Origin of the sequence: Stenotrophomonas sp., from assembly GCF_032056425.1 — a bacterium.
Lineage (GTDB): Bacteria > Pseudomonadota > Gammaproteobacteria > Xanthomonadales > Xanthomonadaceae > Stenotrophomonas.
The window spans coordinates 1-24,980 of the sequence record NZ_DAMBCN010000029.1; the positions used below are offsets into that span (position 1 = coordinate 1).

At 68.2% G+C, this 24,980-nt stretch carries 22 protein-coding genes; 6 read left to right on the forward strand and 16 right to left on the reverse strand.

Features of this window, described 5'->3' with window-relative positions:
- Window positions 1-142: 142 nt before the first annotated feature.
- From RTY46_RS16700 to gap, 3 genes are all read right to left on the reverse strand, one after another.
- On the reverse strand, window positions 143-1,519 hold the full coding sequence (locus RTY46_RS16700; RefSeq protein ID WP_312709790.1) for a DUF3999 domain-containing protein: 1,377 nt from the start codon (window positions 1,517-1,519) through the stop codon (window positions 143-145).
- Window positions 1,516-4,149 (reverse strand): DUF2339 domain-containing protein, encoded by a 2,634-nt coding sequence (locus RTY46_RS16705; protein WP_312709792.1) that lies wholly within the window; start codon window positions 4,147-4,149, stop codon window positions 1,516-1,518. Before RTY46_RS16705 ends, RTY46_RS16700 begins: the two co-directional genes overlap by 4 nt.
- 127 nt (window positions 4,150-4,276) lie before the next feature.
- Window positions 4,277-5,281 carry a type I glyceraldehyde-3-phosphate dehydrogenase gene (gene gap / locus RTY46_RS16710; RefSeq protein ID WP_079222994.1) on the reverse strand — a complete coding sequence of 335 codons (1,005 nt, stop codon included), beginning with the start codon at window positions 5,279-5,281 and terminating at the stop codon, window positions 4,277-4,279.
- Between the two features lie 193 nt (window positions 5,282-5,474).
- Between gap and RTY46_RS16715 the strand changes: the two genes are divergently transcribed.
- The 3 genes from RTY46_RS16715 (at window position 5,475) to RTY46_RS16725 (ending at window position 8,021) form a co-directional block, all read left to right on the forward strand.
- The gene (locus tag RTY46_RS16715) at window positions 5,475-6,104 is read left to right on the forward strand and encodes an OmpW family outer membrane protein (RefSeq protein ID WP_312709794.1); all 630 of its coding nucleotides are present in this window, start codon (window positions 5,475-5,477) and stop codon (window positions 6,102-6,104) included.
- A 288-nt stretch (window positions 6,105-6,392) separates the two neighbouring features.
- On the forward strand, window positions 6,393-7,211 hold the full coding sequence (locus tag RTY46_RS16720; RefSeq protein WP_312709796.1) for a S1/P1 nuclease: 819 nt from the start codon (window positions 6,393-6,395) through the stop codon (window positions 7,209-7,211).
- Between the two features lie 9 nt (window positions 7,212-7,220).
- Complete coding sequence (locus RTY46_RS16725; protein ID WP_312709797.1) at window positions 7,221-8,021, forward strand: MBL fold metallo-hydrolase; 801 nt, start codon at window positions 7,221-7,223, stop codon at window positions 8,019-8,021.
- A gap of 36 nt (window positions 8,022-8,057) precedes the next feature.
- Here RTY46_RS16725 and RTY46_RS16730 read toward each other — a convergent pair whose 3' ends face one another.
- From RTY46_RS16730 to RTY46_RS16740, 3 genes are read right to left on the reverse strand one after another with little or no spacing between them, the layout of a single operon-like run.
- Window positions 8,058-8,618 (reverse strand): hypothetical protein, encoded by a 561-nt coding sequence (locus RTY46_RS16730; protein ID WP_312709798.1) that lies wholly within the window; start codon window positions 8,616-8,618, stop codon window positions 8,058-8,060.
- On the reverse strand, window positions 8,615-9,829 hold the full coding sequence (locus tag RTY46_RS16735; protein ID WP_312709799.1) for a TonB family protein: 1,215 nt from the start codon (window positions 9,827-9,829) through the stop codon (window positions 8,615-8,617). Before RTY46_RS16735 ends, RTY46_RS16730 begins: the two co-directional genes overlap by 4 nt.
- A complete protein-coding gene (locus tag RTY46_RS16740) occupies window positions 9,822-10,187 on the reverse strand; it encodes a BlaI/MecI/CopY family transcriptional regulator (RefSeq protein ID WP_312709800.1) in 366 nt (121 codons plus the stop codon). The genes RTY46_RS16735 and RTY46_RS16740 overlap by 8 nt, the downstream gene beginning before the upstream one ends.
- A 118-nt stretch (window positions 10,188-10,305) precedes the next feature.
- On the opposite strand from RTY46_RS16740, the gene RTY46_RS16745 reads away from it, so the two are divergent.
- The 3 genes from RTY46_RS16745 to RTY46_RS16755 all read left to right on the forward strand — a co-directional run bounded on the left by RTY46_RS16745 (window position 10,306) and on the right by RTY46_RS16755 (window position 13,530).
- Window positions 10,306-10,863 carry a flavin reductase family protein gene (locus RTY46_RS16745; RefSeq protein WP_312709801.1) on the forward strand — a complete coding sequence of 186 codons (558 nt, stop codon included), beginning with the start codon at window positions 10,306-10,308 and terminating at the stop codon, window positions 10,861-10,863.
- A gap of 34 nt (window positions 10,864-10,897) precedes the next feature.
- Window positions 10,898-12,850, forward strand: a complete 1,953-nt coding sequence (locus RTY46_RS16750) for an acetyl-CoA hydrolase/transferase C-terminal domain-containing protein (protein ID WP_312709803.1) — start codon at window positions 10,898-10,900, stop codon at window positions 12,848-12,850.
- Between the two features lie 131 nt (window positions 12,851-12,981).
- Window positions 12,982-13,530: an NADAR family protein gene (locus RTY46_RS16755; protein WP_312709804.1), complete on the forward strand. Its 549-nt coding sequence runs from the start codon at window positions 12,982-12,984 to the stop codon at window positions 13,528-13,530.
- Between the two features lie 24 nt (window positions 13,531-13,554).
- Here RTY46_RS16755 and RTY46_RS16760 read toward each other — a convergent pair whose 3' ends face one another.
- From RTY46_RS16760 to RTY46_RS16805, 10 genes are all read right to left on the reverse strand, one after another.
- Window positions 13,555-13,860: a HigA family addiction module antitoxin gene (locus RTY46_RS16760; protein ID WP_312709806.1), complete on the reverse strand. Its 306-nt coding sequence runs from the start codon at window positions 13,858-13,860 to the stop codon at window positions 13,555-13,557.
- Window positions 13,861-13,871: 11 nt separating this feature from the next.
- Entirely contained in the window at window positions 13,872-14,111 is a 240-nt protein-coding gene (locus tag RTY46_RS16765) for a type II toxin-antitoxin system RelE/ParE family toxin (protein ID WP_312709807.1), read from the reverse strand.
- Between the two features lie 283 nt (window positions 14,112-14,394).
- Entirely contained in the window at window positions 14,395-16,392 is a 1,998-nt protein-coding gene (tkt, locus tag RTY46_RS16770) for a transketolase (protein WP_312709808.1), read from the reverse strand.
- 156 nt (window positions 16,393-16,548) lie between these two features.
- Window positions 16,549-17,883 (reverse strand): dicarboxylate/amino acid:cation symporter, encoded by a 1,335-nt coding sequence (locus tag RTY46_RS16775; protein WP_312709810.1) that lies wholly within the window; start codon window positions 17,881-17,883, stop codon window positions 16,549-16,551.
- 56 nt (window positions 17,884-17,939) lie between these two features.
- Window positions 17,940-19,625, reverse strand: a complete 1,686-nt coding sequence (locus RTY46_RS16780) for a BatD family protein (protein ID WP_312709811.1) — start codon at window positions 19,623-19,625, stop codon at window positions 17,940-17,942.
- Window positions 19,622-21,433 carry a tetratricopeptide repeat protein gene (locus RTY46_RS16785; RefSeq protein WP_312709812.1) on the reverse strand — a complete coding sequence of 604 codons (1,812 nt, stop codon included), beginning with the start codon at window positions 21,431-21,433 and terminating at the stop codon, window positions 19,622-19,624. Before RTY46_RS16785 ends, RTY46_RS16780 begins: the two co-directional genes overlap by 4 nt.
- A complete protein-coding gene (locus tag RTY46_RS16790) occupies window positions 21,430-22,434 on the reverse strand; it encodes a VWA domain-containing protein (RefSeq protein WP_312709813.1) in 1,005 nt (334 codons plus the stop codon). The genes RTY46_RS16785 and RTY46_RS16790 overlap by 4 nt, the downstream gene beginning before the upstream one ends.
- Complete coding sequence (locus tag RTY46_RS16795; protein ID WP_312709814.1) at window positions 22,431-22,880, reverse strand: DUF4381 family protein; 450 nt, start codon at window positions 22,878-22,880, stop codon at window positions 22,431-22,433. Before RTY46_RS16795 ends, RTY46_RS16790 begins: the two co-directional genes overlap by 4 nt.
- Window positions 22,877-23,791 carry a DUF58 domain-containing protein gene (locus RTY46_RS16800; protein ID WP_312709815.1) on the reverse strand — a complete coding sequence of 305 codons (915 nt, stop codon included), beginning with the start codon at window positions 23,789-23,791 and terminating at the stop codon, window positions 22,877-22,879. Before RTY46_RS16800 ends, RTY46_RS16795 begins: the two co-directional genes overlap by 4 nt.
- Window positions 23,792-23,799: 8 nt before the next feature.
- Window positions 23,800-24,825 (reverse strand): MoxR family ATPase, encoded by a 1,026-nt coding sequence (locus RTY46_RS16805; RefSeq protein WP_312709816.1) that lies wholly within the window; start codon window positions 24,823-24,825, stop codon window positions 23,800-23,802.
- Between the last annotated feature and the right edge of the window lie 155 nt (window positions 24,826-24,980).

Sequence of the window (24,980 nt, forward strand, 5' to 3'; positions counted from 1 at the left end):
GCCAAAATCCCATCCCACAACACAGTTGCTACACGGACGTACTTGCGGCGTCCCCTGCCCAGCCCACCCGCCCGGCCAAGCGCGGCTTCTGCTCTACGCGACCAACCAACCACCCACGAGGGGCTGCGCCGTTGGCAGGACACTACGCCGAAGGCGCGGGCTTCTGCTTCAGCAGGCTGATGGCCAGACCACCGACCACCAGCACGCCCAGCCCCAGCAGCGCCCACAGCAACCATGCCTTCCAGTCGCGCTGTGGCTGCAGCGCCGCCTCTCCGGCCAGCACTTCCGGGCTGCCTTCGAAACGCGCCAACGTGGGCTGCCAGGCCGGGTCGTTGCGCTGGCGCAGCTCTTCGATCAGCACCGTGATCGGTGCTTCGGCGCGACGTGCCGTGGCGCTGCCCACGGCCAATGCATACGGCGCAGCGCCCTGGCTCAGGAACACCATCACTTCCGGCTGGTAGCCCAGGCGCAGCGTCGGCGTGCCGCCGGTCTGCGCGGGATCGGCCACCAGCTTCCAGTAGCGATCGCGCCAGGTGCCCGCCAGCGGCTGCGAGGCCGACTGCTGGCGCTGGCCTGCCGCGCCCTGCTGCAACTGGTAGGCGATCCACGGCGCGCTGCGACGTTGCCATTCGGCATCAGCATCGTTGCGGCTGTATAGCGTCCACTGCACCAGGCTGTTGCCGGTGCTGGCCACATCGGCGCGCGATACCGGGAAACGGCCATCCAGCTCAAAGGTGAATTCGCCCTTGCCCTGCGTGCGCGGCTGCAGCGGCACCCATTCCCAGGGCACCGTGGCCGGCGCCGGCGGCAGTTCGGCCAGCACGCTGCGCAACGCCGGCAGTGCCGCACTGCCCTGCGGCAGGATGCGCAGGTAGCGGGTGGTGCCATCAATCTGCAGGCGACGTTGCAACAGGCGCTTGCCGGCACGCTGCAGGTCCACCAGCGGTACGTCGCGCGCGACCGCACGCCAGTGCTGCAGATCGTCGCTGGCGTCCACCTGCACCTGTGCCTGCAGTGGCTGGTCACTGTCGGCCCAGTCCAGCACCAGCGCCGCCAGCGGCTGCTGGCCCAGCACGCTGGCGTCCACCAGCCAGCCGCCCTGCCCGCTCGCGGCCGCGCCAGCGCCCACGCGCGCTTCCACCCGACGCACGCGGCCGTCGGTATCGCGCTCGGTCAGCAGCTGCAGATCGTTGCGTTGTGCGTCTGCCAGCGGCGGCAGGGCGAACCACGGAAGTTCGCGCTGCACCGGTGCCTGCGCCAGTGGCTGGTCCGGAGCCAGCAGCGCCGACGGCAGTGCCTGCCCGGCCGCGTTGAACACCTGCAGGTCGGCCAGATCGGCCGTTCCCGCACGGCGATAGATGGCCGGCTCCAACACCACCCGGTAAGCACCGGACTGCGCGCTGGACAGGCTCAACGGCCATTGCTCGGCGTAATGCAGGCGGTAATCGCTCGCCTGTGCGGCAACGCTGCCGGTGACGGCCAGCAGCAGCGGCAACAGCACTGCGCTCCACGTTTTCATGCGTTTTTCTCCACGGATGGCGCCGCTGGCGGGGCCGGCGCCAGATAGCCCACGACCGTGCACAGCAGGCCGTAGGCAATGAACGATGCGATACCCAGCAGGTTGCCCAGGTGCTGGCGATCAACAAGCACCAGCTTGGCCAGCACCACGCCCATCAGCACCGCGCCCACCATCCACAGCACGCGCTGGCCGCGCTTGGAGCCCCACACCCAGGCAATCACGCCCAGCACGCTCCACAGCACCGTCAGACTGGTCTGGGCCAGGCTGGAATGGGCCATGCGGCTGTTCCACGACAGTCCGCCCCAGTGATGCACGCCGTGCAGCACGGTGCTGGTGAGGGTGACAAAGCCGACCACGGCCAGCAGCGGAACCCGCAGCTTCCGCAGTTCGATCGGCGCCTCGTCGGTGTAGAGCCAGTAAGCCCCCAGCAGCAGCCCCAGCCACTGCGTCAGCTCGGCCGGGTTCAGCACCGGCAGCCAGGCCAACGGTGCCGCATCGCCCGGCTGCAGCAGCGCCGCTACCCAGGCCACGCCCAGCAGCGCAAACACCAGGGTCTGCAACGGCGATCGTGCGCCTGCAAAGGCCTCGCCCAGCGGCCAGCTCAAGGCCCGCCAGCGCCACAGCGACAGCGCCGCCAGCAGCAACCACGGCAGCGCCACCAGCAGGGTGGTCCAGCCCTGCGCCAGCGCCGCAGCATCACCGCCCCACAGGGCCAGCAATGACACCAGGGTCGGCCACAGCAGCAGCCACAGGAACTGGGCGATGGACGCCACCCAGCCTTCGCCGCGGCGCAGGCACAGCAGCGAACGCACGCCGAGCACCGCGAACACGGCCCAGGCCAGCGCACCGTAACCGGCAAACGGCTGGTGATGGGCATCGCTTTGCCACAGCGCCACCGGGAAGGCCAGCGCCAGCATGCCCAGCGCGGTCAGCCCCAGCGCGCGCGCGGGACGACGGTACTGCACTTCGGCGGCCAGCCAGCCGGTCACCGCCACCAGCACCAGCAGCGCGTCAGCCTGCGACAGCAACGGCAGGAACCGGGCGATGTCATGGGCAGACCCCCCAAACCACCACAGCAGGCCCCACAGGTAATAGACCAGCGCCACGTCATGGCGGCTGCGCTGCTGGTAGCTCGATGCCGAGGCAAACCCGGCCAGCGCCAGCAGCAGCGCGCCGATTGCCGTGGGGTTGAGCAGGAAGCGGCCATCGTCGTGCCAGTAATCGGCGCCCACCACGAAGGCGAAGGCCGCGCCCAGCTGCAGCAGCGCGCCAGCCACCTGCGGCAGCCAACGCTGCTGGCGCAGCCCCAGCCACGCCAGGCCCGCCCCTTCCAGCGCGAACACCGCGCCGGTGGCACGCGCCGACAGCGCCAGCGGCACCGCCAGCGTGGCAAAGCCCACCGCCAGCACCGCATGCGACTGCGCCAGCACGGTGTAGGACGCGCGCGCCAGCAGCGCACGGGCCAGCACCGCATAGATCGCGGCCAGGCCCAACGCACACAGGGCCAGCGTCATCGGCTGGGTGTGCAGCATGCCGGCCTGCAGCGAGAACGCCACCAACGGCGTGCCGAACACCAGGCTGCCATCGACCAGATCACGCCGCGCCGCCGGCTGGCGCCGTGCGTACAGCAGCGGAATCAGCAGATAGAACGCGAAGAACAGCAGCAGGAACGGCTCGGTGCTGGCGAACTGCTCGGGCCGGTACTGCAGTACGCCCCAGAACGTGCCGATGCCGAAGGTGAAGGCGAAGCCGAGCAGGTTCAGCGCGCGCCACGGGCGGAACCAGGCAATGGCGAAGATGCCGGCATTGAGCACCGCGTAGTAGCTGAACAAGCCCACATGGTTGCCGCTGCCGGTGGACAGCCACAGCGGCGCCATGAACCCAGCCAGGATGCCCAGCACCGCCAGCGTGCGCGAGTTCTGCAGCACCGCCAGTACGCACAGCCCCGCCACCAGGGCGATGGAGCTGCCGAAGGCGAACCCGGCATTGAGCAGTTCGTAGCGCTTGAATGCCGCAAACACGGTCAGCAGCAGCACGCCGATCGCCCCGCCCTGCAGCGCCAGGGCGAACATGCGGCGGCGCTCGCGCTGCTGCCAGCCGAAGCCGAGCAGACCCAGCGCGGCCACCGTGATGCCGGCCAGGCGCAGCTCGATGGGCACCACCAGCCAGCCCTGGTCGCTGACGTACTTCAATAGCGCCGCAACGCCCGCCAGCAGCACCAGCATGCCGATCTTCACCGGCACGTTGCCTTCGGTGAACCAGCGTTTGACGGCGGCGGCCGCGCGTTCGATGACGTTGGGCAGTACCGGCTCGGCCGGCAGTGGCGGCAGCGCGGGCTCAGGCGGTAGCGGCGGCGGCGGTGCGGGTCTGCGCGGCGGCACCGCAGGCTGTGCGGGCGCGGCGGGCGCGACGGCGACAGGCGCTGGCGCTTCGGCCATGGCGGACGCAGCCGGACGCGGCACGGGCTTGGCCACTGGCGGTTCCGTAGTCGACACCGCAGGCTTGGTGGCAGCAGCCTGTTCCAGCGCGGCCACGCGGCGGCGCAGCCCGGCAATCATCACCAGGGCCACCACCAGCAGCAGCGGGATGGCCAGCAGTGCCAGTACCGCCAGAACGATCAAGGCTTCCATTGCGTGTCTTTCCTCCGCACCCGCGCCCCAACGGCAGCGGTCGACCCCGCCATGCTACGGCATGCCCGGCCCGCATAAACGACGAACCCCGGCCAGGCCGGGGTTCGTTCGGCGATCTTCGCGGGCCTTACTTGGCCGCGACGACCTTGGCCATTTCCAGGCACTTGTTGGAATAGCCCCACTCGTTGTCGTACCACGACACGAGCTTGACGAAGGTGCCGTCCAGGGCGATGCCGGCGTCGGCATCGAACACCGAGGTGTGGGTTTCACCGACGAAATCGGTGGCCACCACCTTGTCTTCGGTGTAGCCCAGGATGCCCTTCAGCGCGCCTTCGCTCTGTGCCTTCACTTCGGCGCAGATCTCGGCGTAGGTGGCTTCCTTTTCCAGCTCGACGGTCAGATCGACCACCGACACGTCCGAGGTAGGCACGCGGAAGCTCATGCCGGTCAGCTTCTTGTTCAGTTCCGGGATGACCACGCCCACGGCCTTGGCCGCACCGGTGGACGAGGGAATGATGTTTTCCAGGATGCCACGGCCGCCGCGCCAGTCCTTGTTGGACGGGCCGTCAACGGTCTTCTGGGTGGCGGTGGCCGCGTGCACGGTGGTCATCAGGCCGCGCTTGATGCCCCACTTGTCGTTGATGACCTTGGCCAGCGGGGCCAGGCAGTTGGTGGTGCACGAGGCGTTGGAGATGATCGCCTGGCCAGCGTAGGTCTTGTCGTTCACGCCGAACACAAACATCGGCGTGTCGTCCTTCGACGGGGCCGACAGGATGACCTTCTTGGCGCCTGCATCGATGTGCTTCTGCGCGGTTTCCTTGGTCAGGAACAGGCCGGTGGCTTCCAGCACCACGTCGGCGCCGACTTCGTCCCACTTCAGGTTGGCCGGATCGCGTTCCTGGGTCAGGCGGATCTTCTTGCCGTTCACCAGCAGGTCGTTGCCCTGCACGGCCACGTCGGCCTTGAAGCGGCCGTGCACGGAGTCGTACTTGAGCATGTACGCCAGGTAGTCCGGCTCCAGCAGATCGTTGATGGCCACGATTTCGATGTCGTCGCCGAAGTTCAGCACCGCCGAGCGCAGGACGTTACGCCCGATGCGACCGAAACCGTTGATACCAACCTTGATTGCCATGTTCTCAAGCTCCTGCGGCCGCGACAGGTGCGGCGGGATGGATAGGGCCCACAAGTCTAGCAAAACGGGCCTGACCACCGTGGGCCAGACGCCCTGCTGGCGGGCGTCGCCGCGGGGATTTGATCCGGATCAAAGCGTTAGCGCGGCGTGAGGCCGACACTGGCCCCATCAACCCCGCAACGAGAACACCCCCATGCGCACGCACTCCCCCCTGATCCTGGCCAGCCTGGCCGCCGCCCTGTCACTGGCTGCCGCCCCGGCCATGGCCCAGTCCAAGGGCGACTGGACGGTTTCGGCCGGCGTCCACCAGGTCGCACCGAAGTCCAACAACGGCTCGCTGGCCGGCGGCACCCTCAAGGTGGACGTGGACAATGACGTGAAACCGACCATTACCGGCGAGTACTTCATTGCCGACAACCTGGGCATTGAAGTGCTGGCCGCGCTGCCGTTCAAGCACGACATCAACATCAACGGCCTGGGCCGGGTCGGCAGCACCAAGCAGCTGCCGCCGGTAGTGACCCTGCAGTACCACTTCAACAGCAAGGGCAAGGTCTCGCCGTTCGTGGGTGCGGGCCTGAACTACACCACCTTCTTCAGTGAAGACACCACCGGCGCGCTGGCCGGCAGCAAGCTGAAGCTCGAAGACTCCTGGGGCCTGGCCGCGCATGCCGGCGTGGACTTCGCCATTGGCGAAAAGGGTGCCCTGCGCGTGGACATGCGCTGGATCGACATCGACAGCAAGGTGAAGCTGGACGGCGAGAAGATCGGCACCGTGAACATCGACCCGCTGGTGTACGGCGTGTCGTACGTCTTCAAGTTCTAAAGCGGTGTGTTGAGTGCGGGGGCTTCGCCCCCGCTCCCCCGCTACACGCAAAACCCTCGCAGCATGTTGCCCCGGTGATTGCCGGGGCTTTTTTGTTCCTTGGACTGAAGTGGTTCCGGAGCTGGGGCAAGGCGGGGAGCGGAGCCCATTCCCATCACCGCGCGCGTGCCAGCTCAAGCAAGAGCAGGAGCAACGCCCGGTCATTCGAAGCGCAATGGCGCTGCAGCCAGCACCCAGCAGACAGGAACGCGCCGCTCTTCAATCCACCTACCCCGCTAGAATGGGCGGATGAAAGCCCTGCACTCCCTGCTCCTCGCCGCCGCGCTTGCCCCGGCCCTGCTGACCCTGTCCGCGCCCGCCCATGCCTGGGGCGCACAAGGCCACCGTCTGGTGGCTGAAGTGGCCGACACCCGGCTGAACCCTACGGCCCGTGCCGAAGTGGACCGCCTGTTGGCCCTCGAGCCCGGCGCCACCCTGGCCAGCATCGCCCCCTGGGCCGACCAGTTGCGCGCCAAGGACCCCGGCCTGGGTCGTCGCTCCGCTGGATGGCACTACGTCAACATCGCCGAGGAGGGCTGCCAGTACGCGCCGGCCACGCACTGCAAAAACGGCAACTGCATCGTCGAGGCACTGAAAGCGCAGAGCGCGATCCTCGGCGACCACAGCCTGACCGACGGCGAGCGCCTGCAGGCACTGAAGTTCGTCGTACACATGGTCGGCGACGTGCACCAGCCGATGCATGCCGGCTATGGCCACGACAAGGGCGGCAACGACTTCCAGCTGCAGTTCGGCAACCGCGGTACCAACCTGCATTCGCTGTGGGACAGCGGCATGCTCAACATCCGCAAGCTGGATGACGCCGGCTACCTGCCGGTGCTGCGTGCGTTGCCGGCACCGAAGCTGGCGCGCCAGTCCAATCCGCAGCGCGACCCGCAGCGCTGGGCCGAAGCCAGTTGTCGCATCTCTACGCAACCGGGCGTTTACCCGGCTTCGCACAAGATCGGCGATGAATACACCGCGCGTTACCGTCCGGTGGCCGAGGCGCAGCTCCGGCTTGCCGGTGAGAACCTGGCCCAGCTGCTGAACCGCGTGCTGGGCACCCGCTGAGGAGGCGCCATGTCGGTCCAGGTCCAATCCTTCTTCCACCGCGACAGCAACACCTTCAGCTATCTGGTCAGCGATCCGGCCAGTGGCGAGGCGGCGTTGATCGATCCGGTCCTGGACTACGACCCGGACACCGACGCCAGCAGCGACGCGCCCGTGCGCCCACTCCTGCAGGCCCTTGAACAACAGGGCCTGCAGCTGCGCTGGTTGCTGGAAACCCACGCCCACGCCGACCACGTGTCGGCCGGGCGGCGGCTGAAGGCACGCTTCCCGCAGGCCACACTGGCCATCGGCGAAGGCATCCGCGCGGTGCAGGCCACCTTTGCCCCACGCTACGGTCTGGACATGCCCGCGCAGGGCGCGCACTTCGACCACCTCTTTGCCGATGGTGAAACGTTTGCGCTGGGCACCGTGCAGGGCCGCATCATTGCCGTGCCGGGCCACACCAGCGACAGCATCGCCTACCTGATTGGCGATGCGCTGTTCACCGGCGACTCGCTGTTCATGCCCGATGGCGGCACCGCACGCTGCGATTTCCCGGGTGGCGATGCGGCGCAGCTGTACCGTTCGATCCAGCGCCTGCTGGCGCTGCCCGACGCAACCCGCGTGTTCGTCTGCCACGACTACGGCCCGGGTGGGCGCGCGATCGCCAACGAAACCACGATCGGCGCGCAACGGGCACACAACATCCACGTACACGACGGCGTGGATGAAGCCGGCTTCGTGAGCGTGCGTGAAGCCCGCGATGCCACCCTGGCCGAACCGAAGCTGATGCAGCCGGCGGTGAAGGCCAACATCCAGGGCGGGGCCTGAGGGCGGCGGTCAGGGTCCGCCGGGCATGGCCCGGCGCTACCTGCCCTGCGTACGCACCCTGTGCTGGCCTTTGACGATTTCAAAGGTGAAGGCGTACTGCAGGGTAACGGCAACCGGTTCGATGCTGTCGGCACCCTGGCAGTCACCGCGGTTTGCCGGCACCTTGCCTGCAGCAAACTGGCAGACCGCCGCCGGGGAATACTTCCACTGCGCGACCGCCTCCTGTGCCGCCTGCAGCAGAGGGGCATTCTCGGTGGCCGAACCTGCGCTGCACTCACGGCGGTCGGTCAGCGGCATGCTGCGTTCAACCAGGCCCTGCGCATCCACCACCACCTGCAGGCAGACCGTGGTCGGTGGCAATGCGGTGCGTGGGTCGCGCTCGCCCACCACCGGGTCCGGTGCGGCATACAGCTGCGGCATCCGGTAGCCTTCGCTGGCGCCCAGCGTGTAGGCCTGTATCTGTCCCGCAGTGCCGGCTGCAGCAGGCTGCAGGCGCTGGTGGCCGACATTCTCGTTGCGCGTGTCGACCGTGGTCAGGTGCTGCTGGCTGGCACAGCCGGCCAGCAGCGCCGCCAGCAACAGCGGGGCACGCCTCATCGGCGGCCACCGCCGGCGTCATGCTCGTCCATGGCGAAGGTGATCGGCACCTTCGCCGCAGCGGCCACCGGCACGCCATTCTTCAGCGCCGGCCGGTAGGTCCAGCTGCGCGCGGCGGCCAGGGATACCGCATCGAACACACCCGGGTTGGTCGCGCTGAGCACCCGTGCATGGGTCAGCTGGCCTTGCGCGTCCACCTCCACCCGAAGGGTGACCACGCCGGTCTGGTTGTTTTCGAACGCCGAGCGCGGATAGCTGGGCGGCGGCATCTTGTCGATCTGGATATCGCGATCCATCGCAGCGGCTGACGTGCCGCGCTCAACGCCGCCGCCCCCCTGCTGCGCCCAGGCCAACGCCGCAACGCCCATGCACAGGCCCGCCAGCAACACCTGGCCGGACACCCACGGCAATGCCTTCCGCTTTGACTGCTTCAACATGGCAATACGCTCCTTCAACACGGGTTGGCTACGCCAATGGCAGGCCATCGGTGCAACCGGGTGGACCAGCTGCGCCTTCAGCAGCGTGCTGGCGTAAAGACGGCGCTGCGCGGGCTGCGCGGCGACGGTGCGCGCATCGCAGGCCAGTTCCTGGTCGCGCAGGAAGCGGCGCGCGGCCCAGGGCAGCAATGGGTGGAACCAGAAGACTGCGCGCGCCAGCAGCAGGCCACCATTGGCCCAGTGATCACCGTTGCGACGATGGCTGCGTTCGTGCAGCAGGATCAGGGCCTGCTCTTCGGCGTCGAACTGCTGGTCGAACGCCGGGCCGACCACGATGCGCGGCCGCAACAGCCCCACCAGCGCGGGCAGACCCGGGTCGGCATTGGCCTGCCAGCTGCCATCCGCCCGCGCCTGCAGCCTGCCCAGGCCCCGCTCGAAGCGCCGCTGCGCACGCAGCGCGCGCAGCAGGCACATGCCGGCGCCCAGCCCCCAGGCCAGGGCCAGCAGCCACGACCACGACGCTGGCTGCGCGGCGGGCCCTTGCACGGTGCCCGGCACTACCTGGAACGGAAGCGTGGGCACGTGCTGCAGCACCGGCAACGCCGGCAAGGGCAGCAGCACGGCCACCAGCAGCAGCGGCAACAACCACCAGCTGCGATACGCCAGTTCCGGACCGCCCAGCGTCACCAGCACCGGTCGCGCGGCTGCCAGCAGAGCGGCGCCCAGTGCCAACCACAGGCTGGCCTGCCACAGTCCATCAAGCAGCTCATTCATCATCCATCTCCTGGATCAGCTTCTTCAGATCAGCGATGTCCTGTGCCGTCAGCTGTCCGCGCTCGCTGAAATGGGCGACCAAGGGCGCCACCCGTCCATCGAACACACGCCCGATGAACGCCTCGCTTTGTGCTTCCACCCACGCCTGACGCTGCAGCAGCGGCAGGTACAGGTAGCGACGGCCATCGCGCTCGGCGGCAATCACGCCCTTGGTCAGCAGGCGGTTGAGCAGGGTCTTGATGGTCGGCTCGGCCCAGTTGCGGTGAGCCAGCGCGGCGACGACGTCCTCCGCACTGCGCGGCGACTGCTGCCACAGCACCTCCATCACAACGGCTTCGGCTTCACTGATCGCGCTCATGGTTTACATCCGTAATCGACGATTCGATTACGCGCGTAATCGATCCCCTTGTCAAGCCCCTCGACATACGGTTCATACCCGGGGAGACAGCATCGACCCCACCGTCCACGGAGCCCGCATGAAGCCACTGCGCAAGAAGGACTTCCCCGTCGAGGCCGCGCGCCGGTTTCTGGAGCCGGGCCCGATCGTGCTGGTCAGTACCGCGGCACAGGGCCAGCGCAACCTGATGACAATGGGCTGGCACATGGTGATGGGCTTCTCGCCTTCGCTGGTGGCCACCTATCTGTGGAGCGGGAACCACAGCTTCGCCCTGGCGCGGGACAGCGGCGAATGCGTGATCAACCTACCGGGTGTGGAGCTGCTGGATACGGTGGTGGACATTGGCAACTGCAGCGGCCGTGACCTCGACAAGTTCGCCCACTTCGGGCTGGACGCACTGCCAGCGCGGGACGTGGCCGCGCCGCTGGTAGGCCAGTGCCATTCCTGCTTCGAATGCCGCCTGTACGATGACAGCCAGGTCGCGTCGAACCATCTTTTCATCTGGCAGATCGTGCGTGCGCACGTGGCACCGCGGCCGAAGCTGCCGCGTACCTTCCACTACCGCGGCGATGGCCAGTTCATGCTGTCCGGGGCCGAAGTCTCGCGTCGACGGCGGTTCAAGCCCGACATGCTGTAATGCCCGCACTCCCCAGCCCGCAGGATCTTGCCGCATGACCGAACACCTGACCGACCTGGACGCCGCCATTGATTGGCTCTTCGCGCGCGTGGACGGGCCGTTGCGGGTGGGTGCGCCACTGGCGCTGGGCAAGCCACACCGCCTGCTCAACGCCCTCTACGCGCGCGTGGCCAGCGATCCATCGCGACCGCTGGAACTGTACACGGCGCTGTCGCTGAACCCGCCCAAGGCGCGTGGCGATGGCCTGGAAGCGCGCTTCATGGCGCCGTTTGCGCAGCGTCATTTCGGTGAAGACTTCCCGCGCCTGGCCTATGCCGATGCCATCGCCCGCGATGCATTGCCGCCACATGTGCAGGTGGAAGAGTTCTACATGCAGTCCGGCGCGCTGCTGGGTTCGCGCCAGGCGCAGTCCAGCTACACCAGCTTGAATTACACGCACGCCGCCGATGCCGTGGCGCAGCGCGCGCCGCAGGTGATCGTGCAGAAAGTCGCGATGCGCCCGGATGATCGCCGGCTGTCGTTGTCCTGCAACAACGACATCACCCAGGACACGCTGGATGCCATTGCCGCACGCGGCCTGCCGCGCCCGTTGCTGATTGCCGAGATCGATCCGCAGCTGCCCTACCTGGGCGGTTCGGCCACGGTGGATGTGTCCTTCTTCGATCTGGTCATCACCCCACCACCGCCCTACCCCGCGCTGTTCGGCCTGCCGCGGCAACCGGTGGCCGACGCTGACTATGCCATCGGCCTGTACGCCAGCACCCTGGTGCGCGATGGCGGCACGTTGCAGATCGGCATCGGCACCCTGGCCGATGCACTCAGCCACGCGCTGGTGCTGCGCCACACCGACAACGCGCGTTACCGCCGCGTGCTGCACGCGCTGGACCCGCAGCTGGCCAGCCACCCGCTGGTACAGGAAATCGGTGGCCTGGAGCCGTTCGAGGTCGGCCTGTATGGCTGCAGCGAGATGCTCAATGAAGGCTTCCGCCGGCTGGTGCAGACCGGGGTGATCAAGCGCAAGGTGCACGACGATCTGGCGCTGATGCAGCGCATCGAAAACGGCAGCACGCTGTCGATCGACCACGCCACGCTGGCGGCTGAGGGGGAATTCCTGCACGGCGCGTTCTACCTGGGGTCACCGGAATTCTACGAATGGCTGCGCACGCTGCCGGAAGACGAGTGCCGCGCCATCGGCATGCGCCGCATCAGCGAGATCAACCAGCTGTACGGCGGCAACGAGACGCTGGAGCGCCTGCAGCGCCGCCACGCGCGCTTCTTCAATTCCTGCATGATGGCCACTGCACTGGGCGCCGCGGTGTCCGACGCACTGGACGATGGGCGTGTGGTCTCCGGCGTGGGCGGCCAGTACAACTTCGTGGCCATGGCCCACGCGTTGCCGGAAGCGCGCAGCGTGTTGATGTTCCGCGCCGCGCGCGACGACAAGGGCCAGCGCGCCTCGAACGTGCGCTGGAACTACGGGCACACCACCATTCCACGGCACCTGCGCGATATCTATCTGAATGAGTATGGCATTGCCGATCTGCGCGGATTGACCGATGCGGACTGCGTGCAGGCCATGACCGCCATCACCGAGGCACCGTTCCAGGCCGGGCTGCTGCAGCAGGCACACGCCGCGCGCAAGCTGCGTGCAACACAGCCACCGGACCCGCAGCGCCTGCAGCGCAACACGCCGGCGGCGCTGGCAGCGGCATTGGCGCCGTTCCGCGCCGATGGCACCCTGCCCGACTACCCGCTGGGCAGCGACTTCAACGAGATCGAACAGGTGCTGGTGAAGGCACTGGGGTGGTTGAAGGCCAACACGCAGACACGCAGCGCGACCCTGCGCACGGTGTGGGCGGCGCTGCGCCAGCCCGCCGGTGACGGCGACGCGGTGTACCTGCAGCGCATGGGTCTGCAGGCACCGAAGGATTTTGGCGAGCGATTGAACGCGCGGCTGCTGCGCCTGGCATTGGCGCGCACCGCCTAGTCGCGGCGACGGTAGCGCCGGGCCATGCCCGGCGGAACAGCTTCAGTGCCAACCCAGGTTGGCACCTGCCAGAGCACGACGGCAGGCACCCAGCAGAGCGGCGCAGCGTGGCGGCACGCTATGCTGTGGCGATGAACGACGATTCCCGATACCTGCACGACCTGCAGCAGCGCCAGGCCGCAGGCGAAGACCTGCGCTACCTGTGTTTCTGGGGCCACCAGCCGCCGCGCAGCGGTGTGTCTGCGTCCTGCTTCAGCCAGTGGTACGACGCCGGCTTCGACATCGATGGCGTGCACTACCGCACCGCCGAGCATTACATGATGGCCGGCAAGGCGCGGCTGTTCGGCGCCAGCGCGCTGCTCGACCGGATCATTGCCAGTGCCACGCCGGACAAGGCCAAGGCGCTGGGCCGCCAGATCGAAGGCTTCGATGAAACGCGCTGGATACAGGCGCGCTACGACCTGGTGGTGGCCGGCAACCGTGCCAAGTTCAACCAGAACCCGGAACTGGGCGCCTTCCTGCGTGCCACTGCCGGCTGGGTGCTGGTGGAAGCCAGCCCGGTGGACTTCATCTGGGGCATTGGCCTGGCCAAGGACCACGCCGACGCGCACAACCCGGCGCAGTGGCGCGGACTGAACCTGCTGGGGTTTGCGCTGATGGATGTGCGCGAGGCGATGTAGCGTTTATCCACGCATGGCGTGGATCTACTGCTGGCGGTTCAGGGCATCGGGGAAATCGAGACGCGCGATCGTAGGATGTTCCCGATGCTCTGCCTGCCAGAGGTCGTAGGCCGCCTGCATCGCCAACCACATCCGGGCATTTCCCAGACCGGCCAGTTCCAAGCGGTACGCCAGCTCCGCAGAAATGCCTGCATGCCCGTTGATGATCGTCGACAGTTGCCCACGTGAGTACCCGAGGTGTTGCGCGAGCGCACTGATGGACATCCGGATCATTGGCAGGATGTCTTCGCGTAGCGCGTCCCCAGGATGGGGCGGGTCATGCAGCGGCATCGGATAGCGTCCTAGTGATAATCAAGGTAGTCGACCAGTTCAACATCGAGGCCGCGGAAGCGAAAAATCAGTCTCCAATGGGCTGACACGCTTACCGACCAGTAACCCTTGTAGCTGCCGCGCAAGGGGTGCAGGCGATTGCCTGGCAGCCCCATGTCTCCAGGCGTATGTGCCTGGTCCAACTGGTGAAGCAAGCGCCGCAAGCGAGCAACATGATCGGCGCGAACCCCCCGATGCGTCCCCTCGCTCATAAAGTGCCCTCAGTCCTTTGTGCTGGAAGCTGACGATCACCCCAGCACACTGTAAGGCATCACCTTACACCCTGCAATTACACAGCCGTCCTGCACAGGCGCCTCCAGACCCAGAAACGGGCGGCTCCTTCCGCGGCCACCCGAGGATTCTGTTGTCGCAGGGAATGCAGTACCGGCGGAAGAGGCCATCGCGTCATCATCATCGACACGTTGGTCAGTGCCGGTCGCAGAACGAGAAAGGCCGGCTTGCGCCGGCCTTTCCCTCTCTGCTTCGCGACGCGAATTACAGCGCCTTGGCCGCTTCCACCACGTGCGTGGCGGTGATGCCGAAGTGCTGGTACAGCTTGTCGGCCGGGGCCGAGGCACCGAAGGTGTCAATGCCGATCACCGCACCGTCCAGGCCGACGAACTGGCGCCAGAAGCCGGTCACGCCGGCTTCCACCGCCACGCGCTTGCGCACGGCGTTGGGCAGCACCGATTCACGGTAGGCCGCATCCTGGCGCAGGAACACGTCGGTGGACGGCATGGAAACCACGCGGGTCTTCAGGCCGGCGGCATCCAGCTGGGCCTTGGCTTCGGTGGCCAGCGACACTTCCGAACCGGTGGCGATCAGGATCACGTCCGGGGTACCGGCGGCATCGGCCAGCACGTAGCCGCCACGTTCGATCTGTGCGATCTGCTCGGCGTCGCGCGGCTGGTGCGGCAGGTTCTGGCGGCTGAACACCAGGCAGCTCGGACCGTCCTGACGGGTGATCGCGGCCTTCCAGCTCACCGCCGATTCCACCGCATCGCACGGGCGCCACACATCGTTGTTCGGGATGTAGCGCAGCGAGGCCAGGTGTTCCACCGGCTGGTGGGTCGGGCCGTCTTCGCCCAGGCCGATCGAGTCGTGGGTGTAGACGTGGATGGCATGGGCCGGGATCAGCGCGCTCATGCGCACGCCGTTGCGGGCGTAATCGCTGAACACCAGGAAGGTCGCATCGAACGGAATGAAGCCACCGTGCAGGGCCAAGCCATTGGCAATGGCGGTCATGCCGAACTCGCGCACACCGTAATACACGTAGTTGGCGCTGGCGTCGTCGCTGGCGACCGACGTGCTGCCCTTCCACAGGGTCAGGTTGGAGTGCGCCAGGTCAGCCGAGCCGCCGACGATTTCCGGCAACAGCGGGGCGAAGGCTTCGATGGCCAGCTGCGAGGCCTTGCGCGAAGCGATCGTCGGGCCTTCCGCGGCCACCTGGGCGATGTACGCATCGGCCTTGGCGACGAAGTCGGCCGGCAGTTCGCCGTGCGAGCGACGGGTCAGTTCGGCGGCTTCGGCCGGGAACTGCGCGGCGTACTTGTCGAACTGCTGTTCCCATTCGGCCTGGCGCAGGGTGCCGGTACCGCCAGCACGCCAGCCGGCGTAGATCTCTTCGGGAATCTCGAACGGGCCGTAGTTCCAGCCCAGCTGCTTGCGGGTGGCCTCCAGTTCGTCCTTGCCCAGCGGTGCGCCGTGGCTGGATTCCTTGCCCGCCTTGTTCGGCGAACCAAAACCAATGGTGGTGCGGCAGCAGATCAGGGTCGGCTTGTCGTCCTGCGACAGGGCCGCTTCGATGCCGGCCTTGATGCTTTCCGGATCGTGGCCATCGACATCGCGCACCACGTTCCAGCCGTAGGCCTCGAAACGCTCGGGGGTGTTGTCGGTGAACCAGCCTTCGACGTTGCCGTCGATGGAGATGTGGTTGTTGTCCCAGAAGCAGACCAGCTTGTGCAGGCCCCAGGTGCCGGCCAGCGAAGCGGCTTCATGCGAGACGCCTTCCATCAGGCAGCCGTCACCCATGAACACCCAGGTACGGTGGTCGACGATTTCCAGCTCCGGGCGGTTGAAGCGCTGTGCCAGCAGCTTCTCGGCCAGGGCGAAGCCCACGGCGTTGGCGAAACCCTGGCCCAGCGGGCCGGTGGTGGTTTCCACGCCCGGGGTCTCGTGGCGCTCCGGGTGGCCGGCGGTGTGGCTGCCCAGCTGGCGGAACTGCTTGAGCTGTTCGATCGGCAGGTCGTACCCGCTCAGGTGCAGCAGGGCGTACTGCAGCATCGAGCCGTGGCCGTTGGACAGCACGAAGCGGTCACGGTTGAACCACTGCGGGTTGTTCGGGTTGTGCCGGAGATAGTCGTTCCAGAGGACTTCGGCGATGTCGGCCATGCCCATGGGCATGCCGGGGTGGCCGGACTTTGCGGTTTCAACCGCATCGGCGGCAAGGAAGCGGATGGCGTTGGCCAACTGGCGACGGGTAGGCTGCGTCATGGTTCTGTCGGAATCGGGAGGCGGCCGCGGAACTGCGGGCGCGTCATTGTCCCACAGACGCCCGGTAGGGTCAGGTCAACCCTGTCCCGAAACAGAACGGGGCCGGAGCCCTTTCCTGGCGGAAAGGCATCCGGCCCCGTTCAGGTCATGCTGGTATCAGTTGTCCAGGCGGGCAGCCGCGGCAGCCGCCTCGGCCGGCGTATCGGCCGCTTCGCCCTTGGCCACCAGGGTGGTCAGGGCCAGGTCGCCGGTCACGTTCAGCGCGGTACGGCACATGTCCAGGAAGTGGTTCACGCCCAGGATCAGGCCGATGCCCAGCGGGTTCACGCCCACCATGGCACAGATCATGGCCACCACCGGCAGCGAGCCCGACGGCACGCCCGCCGTACCAATACCGCCCAGGATGCACACGGCCATGACCATGATCTGTTGGCCGATGCTCAGGTCCACGCCGAAGAACTGGGCCAGGAAGATCACGGTCACGCCTTCGAACAGCGCAGTGCCGTTCTGGTTGGCGGTGGCCCCCACGGTCAGCACGAAGCGCGACACGCGCTGCGGCAGGCCCATCTGGTCGGCCACGCGCAGGGCAGTGGGCAGGGTCGCGTTGCTGGAAGCGGTGGAGAACGCCATCACCGTCGCTTCCTGGGTGTCGCGGAAGAACGCCAGCGGCGAACGCCCCGACAGCCACACCGCCGCGCCATAGGTCACCACCATGTGCAGGCCCAGGGCCAGCACCACCACGCCCACGTAGGCGCCCAGGCGGATGATCAGCTCGAAGCCGAACAGCGCGGCCAGGTTGAACATGAAGCAGGCCACCGCGTACGGGGCCAGGCGGATGACCAGGTTGATCAGGGTCATCGAGATTTCGAACACACCTTCGATGGCGCGGCGCAGCGGCGCGACCTTCTCATCGTCGGTCAGCACCATGCCGATGCCGAACATCAGCGCGAAGAACATCAGCGACAGGATGGCACCGTTGTCCGATGCGGCCTGCAGGACGTTGCTGGGCACGATCGACAGCAGCATGTCCATGCCCTTGGGCGTGCCATGGATGCCGGCGACGATCTCCTTGCTGCGCTCGGCATTCTCCGACAGCATCAGCGCGGCGGTCTGCGGATCCACGCCGGCGCCGGGCTTGAGCACGTTCACCAGCACCAGGCCGATGCCCACGGCAATACCGGACAGCAGCACGGTATAAGCCAGGGTCTTCCAGCCGATGCGGCCGAGGGCGCGGATGTCGCCCATTTCCGACACGCCCATGATCAGTGCCGAGAAGATCAACGGCACGATCAGCATGAAGATCAGGTTGAGGAACAGGCCCGAAGCGGGCGTGGTGATGTAGTCCATCACCCACTTGGCGCCGGTCTGCAGGCCTTCCACGCTGCCACCCAGGGCGTGCACGATCAGTCCCAGGACCAGGCCGATCGCGAAGCCGATGCCCATCTTCCAGTGCAGGGGCAACTTCTTCTTGCCGGCAGCAGCTGCTGTCATATGCGGGTTCCTCGAAAAATGAATCTACTCTAACAAAGCGCGCAGGCCGCGCTGGTTCAGGGTCGCCGCGTGGGGTACAGCGGCGCCAGACCAGTGTCGTCGTTGGCCGGGGTGGCCGACCAGTGCGGTCCGTCACGGAAGGCCACCCGCAGTCGTGCCCGCAGCGCCGTCAGTTCACCCTGGCCACCCCAGCGCGCCTGCTGCAGGTCGAGCAGCACCTGGCGCTGTTCGGCATCGGCCAGGCGTTCGATCACCTGTTCCAGCCGATCGACCCCAGCCATGGCACACAGCTGTGCCTGCACCTGGTCGAAGCCATCGGCGTCCAAGGCACGGCGCAGGTCGGCCGTGCTGCCCCCACCGAGGCGTGGCGTGGAGGCCACCTGGCCCTGCACCTGCCCGGCAGGCACCGGGCGGCCACGGCGCCAGCCCCACAGCAGGGTCAGCAGCCACAGCAGCACCAGCCCCCCCACTGCGGCCATCCACGGCCAGGCGGGCATCGCGCGCGCGGTGGCGGCCAGGGCCGTCGGTGCCGCCGGGGCCGCGTCCTGGCCCGGCAGGGCCGACTGCGTATCAATCGGCTGTGCAGCGGGCACTCCGCCCCGCCCGGCGGTGACCGCCAGGCGCAGTTCGGGCAGGCGGGCCTGCTGCGCACTGCCGCTGTCCACGTTCCACCAGGCCAATGTGGGCCCGGGCACCACCAGCTCGCCCGGCGTGCGCGGCACGATCGAATAGCGGCGGGTGACCTTCAACCGCGGCGTGCTGCCGGTGAAGGTTTCATCGTACTGCGCCGGTTCGGCGAACACCTGCGCCGCATCGCCCAGGTCGGGCACTGGCAGATCGGTGAACTGCGCCCGCGTGGCACCGTTGGCCACGGCTTCGACCACCACCGTGGCGGCTTCACCGGTACGCGCCGTGGCAGGCGCGCTGGTATAGCGCAGCTGCAGGCCATGCAGCGGCAGCCACGGCTGCGGTGCCTGCGCCGGTTGTTCGCGCACCTGCAGGGTACGTTCGGGCGCAGCGGCATTCATGCGGCCATCACCGCCATTGCCGAAGAAGTCGTCGAAGAACCCGCCGGCACTGCGGCCGCTGAAGCGCGCGCCGGGCAGGCGCAGGGCACCACTGCGCTCGGGAATGAGCAGGAAGCGCCGTTCCACCACGTTGTAACGGCGGCCATTGATCTGGCGCACGTCGGTGCGGTCCTCGCCTACCCGCTGCAGCGATGCACCCTGCGGGGTATCGAGCACCAGTTCGCCCGAGGCCAGCTGCGAAGCGAAGTACAGCCGCACGACCACGCCCACGCTCTGCTGCACGTAAGGCGTATCGTCGTCCACCTCGGTTTCGACAAAGGCCGCGGCGTTGCTCTGCGCGGTGGCAACGGCGGCGGCATTCACCTGCAGGGTGAGCGGCGCCGTGCGCGCGGCGCCCACCTGCAGCGCCGGCACCTGTACTACACCGGCACGGCGCGGAGTGAGCAGGACCGTGTACACATCGCGCCGCTGCATGCCGCCGTTGCTCCACTGCACCTGGCGGCTGCTGCTCTGCGCGCCCAGCGCGAAGTCGACGTTCAGGGGGGTGTAATCGGGCGCACCCTGGTCGGTTTCCACATTCAGCGTGACCGAGTCGCCGGCGGCGATGGTGTCCGGTTCCAGCCACGCGCGGGTCTGTGCCATCGCGGCCAGCGGCAGCCACAACAGCCACAGGGCCAGCGCCGGCAACGCCCACCGTTCATGCCTGCGCTTCATCGCCCTTCCCTCTTTCTGCGTTCGTTTTCAAGCTGGAACTTGGTGCGCAGCAATGCCCCGGGATCATCGGGAACGCGGCGCATCCAGGCCTCGACCGCCTGTTGTTCCTCGCGCTGCTGCGGGGTGCGGCCATCGCTGCGGGCGGCGACCTTGCCTTCTTCGCCGGCGCGCTGCGCCTGCTGCAGGGATTGCTGCATGCGCTGGCGCTGCTGTGCATCGGCCTGCGCCTGCGCCTTGGCGTCGGCGGACTGGGGTTGCTGAGGTGCCTGCTGCGAATCGCCTGCGCTGGAACTGCCCTGCTTCTGGTCGGGTTTGCCGTCCTGTGCGGGCTGCTGTCCTTGCTGTCCTTGCTGTCCTTGCTGTCCTTGCTGGCCCTGCGATGGCTTGGAGGGCTGCGACGGGTTCTGCGGCTTGGGCGGCTGCTTGCCCTGCCCGTCCTTGCTGCCCTGCCCGTCCTTGCTGCCCGGCGGCGGCTTGCGCTTGCGCGCGGCATCCACCACCGCGCGATTGGCGACCGCATCGGCCATGCCCGGGTGCTTGGCCAGTGCCCGGTCATAGGCGGCAATGGCACCGTCGTAGTCACCCTGACGGGCCAGTGCATTGCCCAGGTTGTACCAGCCCGCATCGCTGTCGATGCCTTCGAATTTCTGCTGGGCCTCGGCGAATTCACCGTTGCGGTACGCCTGCACGCCCTCGGCCAGCCGCGCATGCGCGCGCTGGTCGCTGCGTTTCCAGAGCGTGCCGTGCTCTGCAGGGGCGGGCCCGGTCCGCGGCGCGGCCTGCACCTGCCCGGTCAGCGGCAACAGCCCGACGGCCAGCACGGCGGCCAGCAATGCGCGGCGACGGAACGCGAGCAGTGCCAGCAGCAGGACCGGCGGCAACAGCCAGTAGCCTTCGTCCTGCCACTGCCGGGTCTGGCCTGGACGGCTCTGCGCCTGGCCGTCGCTGCCATCCAGTACATCCAGCGCCTGCAGGTCGCGATCGTCGGCGGCAATGCGCTGGTAGCGGCCGCCGCCGGCGGTGGCAACGGCACGCAAGCCAGCTTCATCCAGGGCGGCCTGTGCGATCTGGCCGCTGCCATCGCGGTACGCCGCACCGCCCGGTGTGCCCAGCCCCAGCACCGACACCCGCAGACCGAGTGCACGGGCCTGCGCGGCCGCCAGCGCAGCTTCGCCATTGGCCTGGTCGCTGATCAGCAGGATGCCGCCGCGCAGCGCGCCGGTCTGCCGCAGCAGCTGGGTGGCCCAGTCAATGCCACGGTCCGCACGCTGGCCGTCGCGCGGCATCACGTCCGGGGCCAATGCATCCAGGTACAGCGCGACGTTGGCCACGTCATCGGTGAGCGGTGCCACCGTATAGGCATCCTCGGCGTACACCACCAGCCCCACCTGGCCGCCCTGTCGTTCGCGCAGCAGCGCGCCGATCTTGGCCCGTGCCTGCAGCAGGCGCGACGGTGGCAGATCGGTCGCGGTGATGCGGCTGGACAGATCCAGCACCACCACCAGCGGTGCGCTGGACTGGAACACCGGTTGCGCCTGTTGCCGCCAGCTGGGCCCGGCGAAGGCCAGTACCGCCAGCGTCCAGCCCAGCGCGATGGCCCAGGGCAATTGCGGGCGCCTGCGCCCTTCGGCGGCCATCAGGTGCGACAGCAGATGCGCGTCCACGGCCTGCCGCCAGCCCTCGCTGCGGCGCTGCCGCCAGAGTGAAATCGCGATGATCAGCGGCAGTGCCAGCAGCGCCCACAGCCCGTCAGGCCGCAGGAAATGCAGTGCGTTCCAGTCCAGCACGGGCAGTGACAACGCCATCATCGGCGGCGCTCCGGCCACAGCCAGGCCAGCGCGCCCAGCAGCAGGGCCAGCGCCAGCGGCCAGGCATAGCGCTCATCGCGCGGGCGGGTGCTGGGTCCCTTGCCGGCAACCGGTTCAAGACGGTCCAGTTCGGCATAGATGCCCACCAGTTCGTCGGTGTCGCGCGCACGGAAGAAGCGGCCACCGGTCTGCTCGGCAATCCGCCGCAGCGTCGCCTCGTCCACCGGGTCGCGATCGGCGGCGATGGGCAGGCCGAACAGGCGCACGCTGCCGTCGCCGCCAAAGGCCACGGTGTGCACCCGCACGCCTTCGGCCTTTGCCAGCTCGGCGGCGCGCAGCGGCTCCAGCACGCCGGCATTGCTCACACCATCGGTCAGCAGGATCAGCACGCGCTGGCCTTCCGGCTGCGCCCGCAGGCGTTTGACGGCCAGTGCGATGGCATCGCCGATGGCCGTTTCGCGTCCGGCCAGGCCCACCACGCTGTCGCGCAACTGATCACGCACGCTGGCCAGGTCGGCGGTGATCGGCGTGAGTGTGTAGGCGCGGTCGCCGAACACCAGCAGACCAACGCGATCGCCGGCACGGCGGTCAAGGAAATCGGCCAGCACGGCCTTGGCCGCAGTGAGTCGCTCGACCGCCTGCGGGCCCAGCACCATGTCCGGTTCGCTCATGCTGCCGGACACGTCCATGGCCAGCATCATCTGTCGGCCCTGCTGCGGTGGCGTGATCGCTTCGCCCAGTTGCTGCGGCCGCGCCATGGCCACGCACAGCGCGGCCCAACCCAACCACAGCAGCGCGGTGCGCAGCCACGACGCATCCACGCGCCCACCGCCGGCCAGGGCCTGCAGTTCGGCGGCGGCATAGGGCACGCGCAGCGCGGCACCAGGCAACGCGCGGCGTGGCCAGAAGTGCATCAGCAGCGGCAACGGCAGTGCCAGCAGCGCCATCGGCCACGCCAGTTGCAGATCGGGCCAGGGCCAATAGGCGGCCAGCAGGTTCATCGGCGCCGCTCCAGCAGCAACTGCAGATAGCGTTGCCGCGCCCAGTGGCGCACGGCGTCCAGTGCTGCCGTCTCGACCTCCCGCCGATACGGGCCCTCGCTCAGCAAGGTGCGCTGCGCGTCGGGCAAGGCGTTCTGTGGGTCAATGCGCGCCCACCAGGCCGCGTCGTGCAGCGCCTCGCTGCCGGGCTGCGCCTGGCGTGCGGCACGGCGCAGCAGGCTGGCCATCAGCCCCAGTTCGGCGGGCCCACTGCCCGCACCCCGCAACGTCTGGTCGAAATAGCGCAACCAGCGCTGGCGTCGACGGCGGCGCAGGACCACGAGTACGCCGAAACCGACCAGCACCAGCAGGACCACCGCCATCACCATCAGCCACCCCGGTGCCGGCGGCCACCAGGCCGGTGCAGGCGGCAGCGCGACGTCGCGCAGCGGCAACGCGGCGCTCATGCCGGCACCTCGGTAACCGCCGGTGCCAACCAGGCATCGCTGGCGGCATCTGTAGAGAGCAGTTGCACATCAATGCGCCTTGCGGCCAGTTGTCGCCGCAGGGCGTCCACGGGTTCAACGAAATGCGCGCGCCAGTGCTCCTGCACTTCCTTGCGGCGCAGGTCCAGGCTGACCCGCTGCTGTGCCGCCAGGAACTGCAGCGCGGCTGACGGCGGCTGCGATTCCAGCGGATCCACCAGCAGCAGCAATGTCACGTCATGATGCTGGGCCAGCGCACCCCAGCGTGCGGGCGCAATGCGCAGTGCCTGCTGCGGATCGGCCAGCACCAGCAGGCGCGCCCCCGGACGCAGCACGCGGCTGGCGTGATCGAGCGCGCGCTCCAGGCCCAGATCGTCGGCAGGCGGCTGCGTGTACCAGCGCGTGAGTGCGTCCAGTACCCGCAGTACACCGCGCGGCCCACCTGCCGGTGCCACAGGTGCCTCGCGGTCGCTGCCGCGCAACGCGCCGATGCGGTCGCCGCGGCGCTGGGCCGACCACGCCGCAATGGCGCCAGCGCGCGCGGCCTGCACCGACTTGAAGCGCACCCGGGTGCCGAAGTACAGCGCGGGAGCCGTATCGGCCACGATCAGGGTGACCCGTTCGCGCTCGGCCTGGAACAGTTTGGTATGCGCACGACCGCTGCGCGCAGTCACACGCCAGTCGATGTGGCGCGCGTCATCCCCGGCCACGTACTCGCGGGATTCTGCGTATTCCATGCCACGGCCACGCAGCGGCGACGGCGCCTGCCCGGCAAGACCGGTGCGGCCGCGGCGTGGGGCGGGCGGGCGCTGTGCCAGACCGCGCAGGGCCACCAGTTCGGCCAACTGCGGTCGCAGGCCGTCACCGGCACTGGGCGTGGAAGGATCGGCCATGCGCAGGCTCAGGGCGCCGGCACGCGAGCCAGCAGTTCCTGCACAAGGCGCTCGCCATCCCAGCCTTCGGCCGTGGCTTCATAGCTGGGCAGCACGCGATGGCGCAGCACATCGGCAGCCACCGCGCGCACGTCGTCGGGGGTGACGAAATCGCGGCCCGCCAGCCAGGCGCGTGCGCGTGCACAGCGTTCCAGGGCAATGGAGCCACGCGGACTGGCGCCCCAGGCGATGCGACGGCCCAGTGCCGGGTCGTAGCGGCCTGGATCGCGCGAGGCCAGCACCAGTTCCACCAGGTAGCGCTCCAGCGCCGGCGCCATATGCAGATCAAGCACCTGCCGCCGTGCATCGAACACATCCTGCATCGGCAGCTTGTCTGGCGCCGGCGGCGCTTCACCCAGCGCACCGCGCGCACGTTCGCGCGCCAGCCGCAGGATCTCCGCTTCGGCGGCCTGGTCGGGGTAACCGATGCGCACGTGCATCAGGAACCGATCCAGCTGCGCTTCCGGCAGCGGGAAGGTGCCTTCCTGCTCGATCGGGTTCTGCGTGGCCATCACCAGGAACAGCGAGGGCAGCGCATAGGTATGGCGGCCCACGGTCACCTGGCGCTCACCCATGGCTTCCAGCAGCGCCGACTGCACCTTGGCCGGGGCACGGTTGATCTCGTCGGCCAGCAGGATGGGATGGAAGATCGGGCCGGGCACGAACTCGAAACGGCCTTCCTGCGGGCGCCAGATCTCGGTGCCGGTCAGGTCGGCGGGCAGCAGATCGGGAGTGAACTGCACGCGGGCGAATTCGGTTTCCAGGCGCGCGGCCAACGCACGGATGGCCGTGGTCTTGGCCAGGCCCGGCGCACCTTCCACCAGCAGGTGGCCATCGGCCAGCAGCGCGATCAGCAGGCGCTCGACCAGCGCAGCCTGGCCAACGATCTCGGCTGACAAGGCATCGCGCAGGGTGGTGAAGGCTGCATGCAGCCGCGAGGTGGCCGGCGCAGGCGGCGGAGACAGGGTTTCGGGCATCGGCGGTGGCAGGTTCATGGGGGCCTTTGACCGGCGCAGGACGGCACGGGTTCCCCACATCATCGCAGGCGGGTCCAGGGATTGGATCAAGGATGGATGAATGGCCTCCACGCAGGGGGTGGATCTACAAGGGGAAGGGGCCGCGCGTGGCGGCCCCTTCCCGTACAGCGTGT

Bases quoted from the DNA above. Each gene is read 5' to 3' on its own strand.
- RTY46_RS16700 (WP_312709790.1), bottom strand. From the start codon at position 1,519: ATGAAAACGTGGAGCGCAGTGCTGTTGCCGCTGCTGCTGGCCGTCACC.
- RTY46_RS16705 (WP_312709792.1), bottom strand. From the start codon at position 4,149: ATGGAAGCCTTGATCGTTCTGGCGGTACTGGCACTGCTGGCCATCCCG.
- gap (WP_079222994.1), bottom strand. From the start codon at position 5,281: ATGGCAATCAAGGTTGGTATCAACGGTTTCGGTCGCATCGGGCGTAAC.
- RTY46_RS16715 (WP_312709794.1), top strand. From the start codon at position 5,475: ATGCGCACGCACTCCCCCCTGATCCTGGCCAGCCTGGCCGCCGCCCTG.
- RTY46_RS16720 (WP_312709796.1), top strand. From the start codon at position 6,393: ATGAAAGCCCTGCACTCCCTGCTCCTCGCCGCCGCGCTTGCCCCGGCC.
- RTY46_RS16725 (WP_312709797.1), top strand. From the start codon at position 7,221: ATGTCGGTCCAGGTCCAATCCTTCTTCCACCGCGACAGCAACACCTTC.
- RTY46_RS16730 (WP_312709798.1), bottom strand. From the start codon at position 8,618: ATGAGGCGTGCCCCGCTGTTGCTGGCGGCGCTGCTGGCCGGCTGTGCC.
- RTY46_RS16735 (WP_312709799.1), bottom strand. From the start codon at position 9,829: ATGAATGAGCTGCTTGATGGACTGTGGCAGGCCAGCCTGTGGTTGGCA.
- RTY46_RS16740 (WP_312709800.1), bottom strand. From the start codon at position 10,187: ATGAGCGCGATCAGTGAAGCCGAAGCCGTTGTGATGGAGGTGCTGTGG.
- RTY46_RS16745 (WP_312709801.1), top strand. From the start codon at position 10,306: ATGAAGCCACTGCGCAAGAAGGACTTCCCCGTCGAGGCCGCGCGCCGG.
- RTY46_RS16750 (WP_312709803.1), top strand. From the start codon at position 10,898: ATGACCGAACACCTGACCGACCTGGACGCCGCCATTGATTGGCTCTTC.
- RTY46_RS16755 (WP_312709804.1), top strand. From the start codon at position 12,982: ATGAACGACGATTCCCGATACCTGCACGACCTGCAGCAGCGCCAGGCC.
- RTY46_RS16760 (WP_312709806.1), bottom strand. From the start codon at position 13,860: ATGCCGCTGCATGACCCGCCCCATCCTGGGGACGCGCTACGCGAAGAC.
- RTY46_RS16765 (WP_312709807.1), bottom strand. From the start codon at position 14,111: ATGAGCGAGGGGACGCATCGGGGGGTTCGCGCCGATCATGTTGCTCGC.
- tkt (WP_312709808.1), bottom strand. From the start codon at position 16,392: ATGACGCAGCCTACCCGTCGCCAGTTGGCCAACGCCATCCGCTTCCTT.
- RTY46_RS16775 (WP_312709810.1), bottom strand. From the start codon at position 17,883: ATGACAGCAGCTGCTGCCGGCAAGAAGAAGTTGCCCCTGCACTGGAAG.
- RTY46_RS16780 (WP_312709811.1), bottom strand. From the start codon at position 19,625: ATGAAGCGCAGGCATGAACGGTGGGCGTTGCCGGCGCTGGCCCTGTGG.
- RTY46_RS16785 (WP_312709812.1), bottom strand. From the start codon at position 21,433: ATGATGGCGTTGTCACTGCCCGTGCTGGACTGGAACGCACTGCATTTC.
- RTY46_RS16790 (WP_312709813.1), bottom strand. From the start codon at position 22,434: ATGAACCTGCTGGCCGCCTATTGGCCCTGGCCCGATCTGCAACTGGCG.
- RTY46_RS16795 (WP_312709814.1), bottom strand. From the start codon at position 22,880: ATGAGCGCCGCGTTGCCGCTGCGCGACGTCGCGCTGCCGCCTGCACCG.
- RTY46_RS16800 (WP_312709815.1), bottom strand. From the start codon at position 23,791: ATGGCCGATCCTTCCACGCCCAGTGCCGGTGACGGCCTGCGACCGCAG.
- RTY46_RS16805 (WP_312709816.1), bottom strand. From the start codon at position 24,825: ATGAACCTGCCACCGCCGATGCCCGAAACCCTGTCTCCGCCGCCTGCG.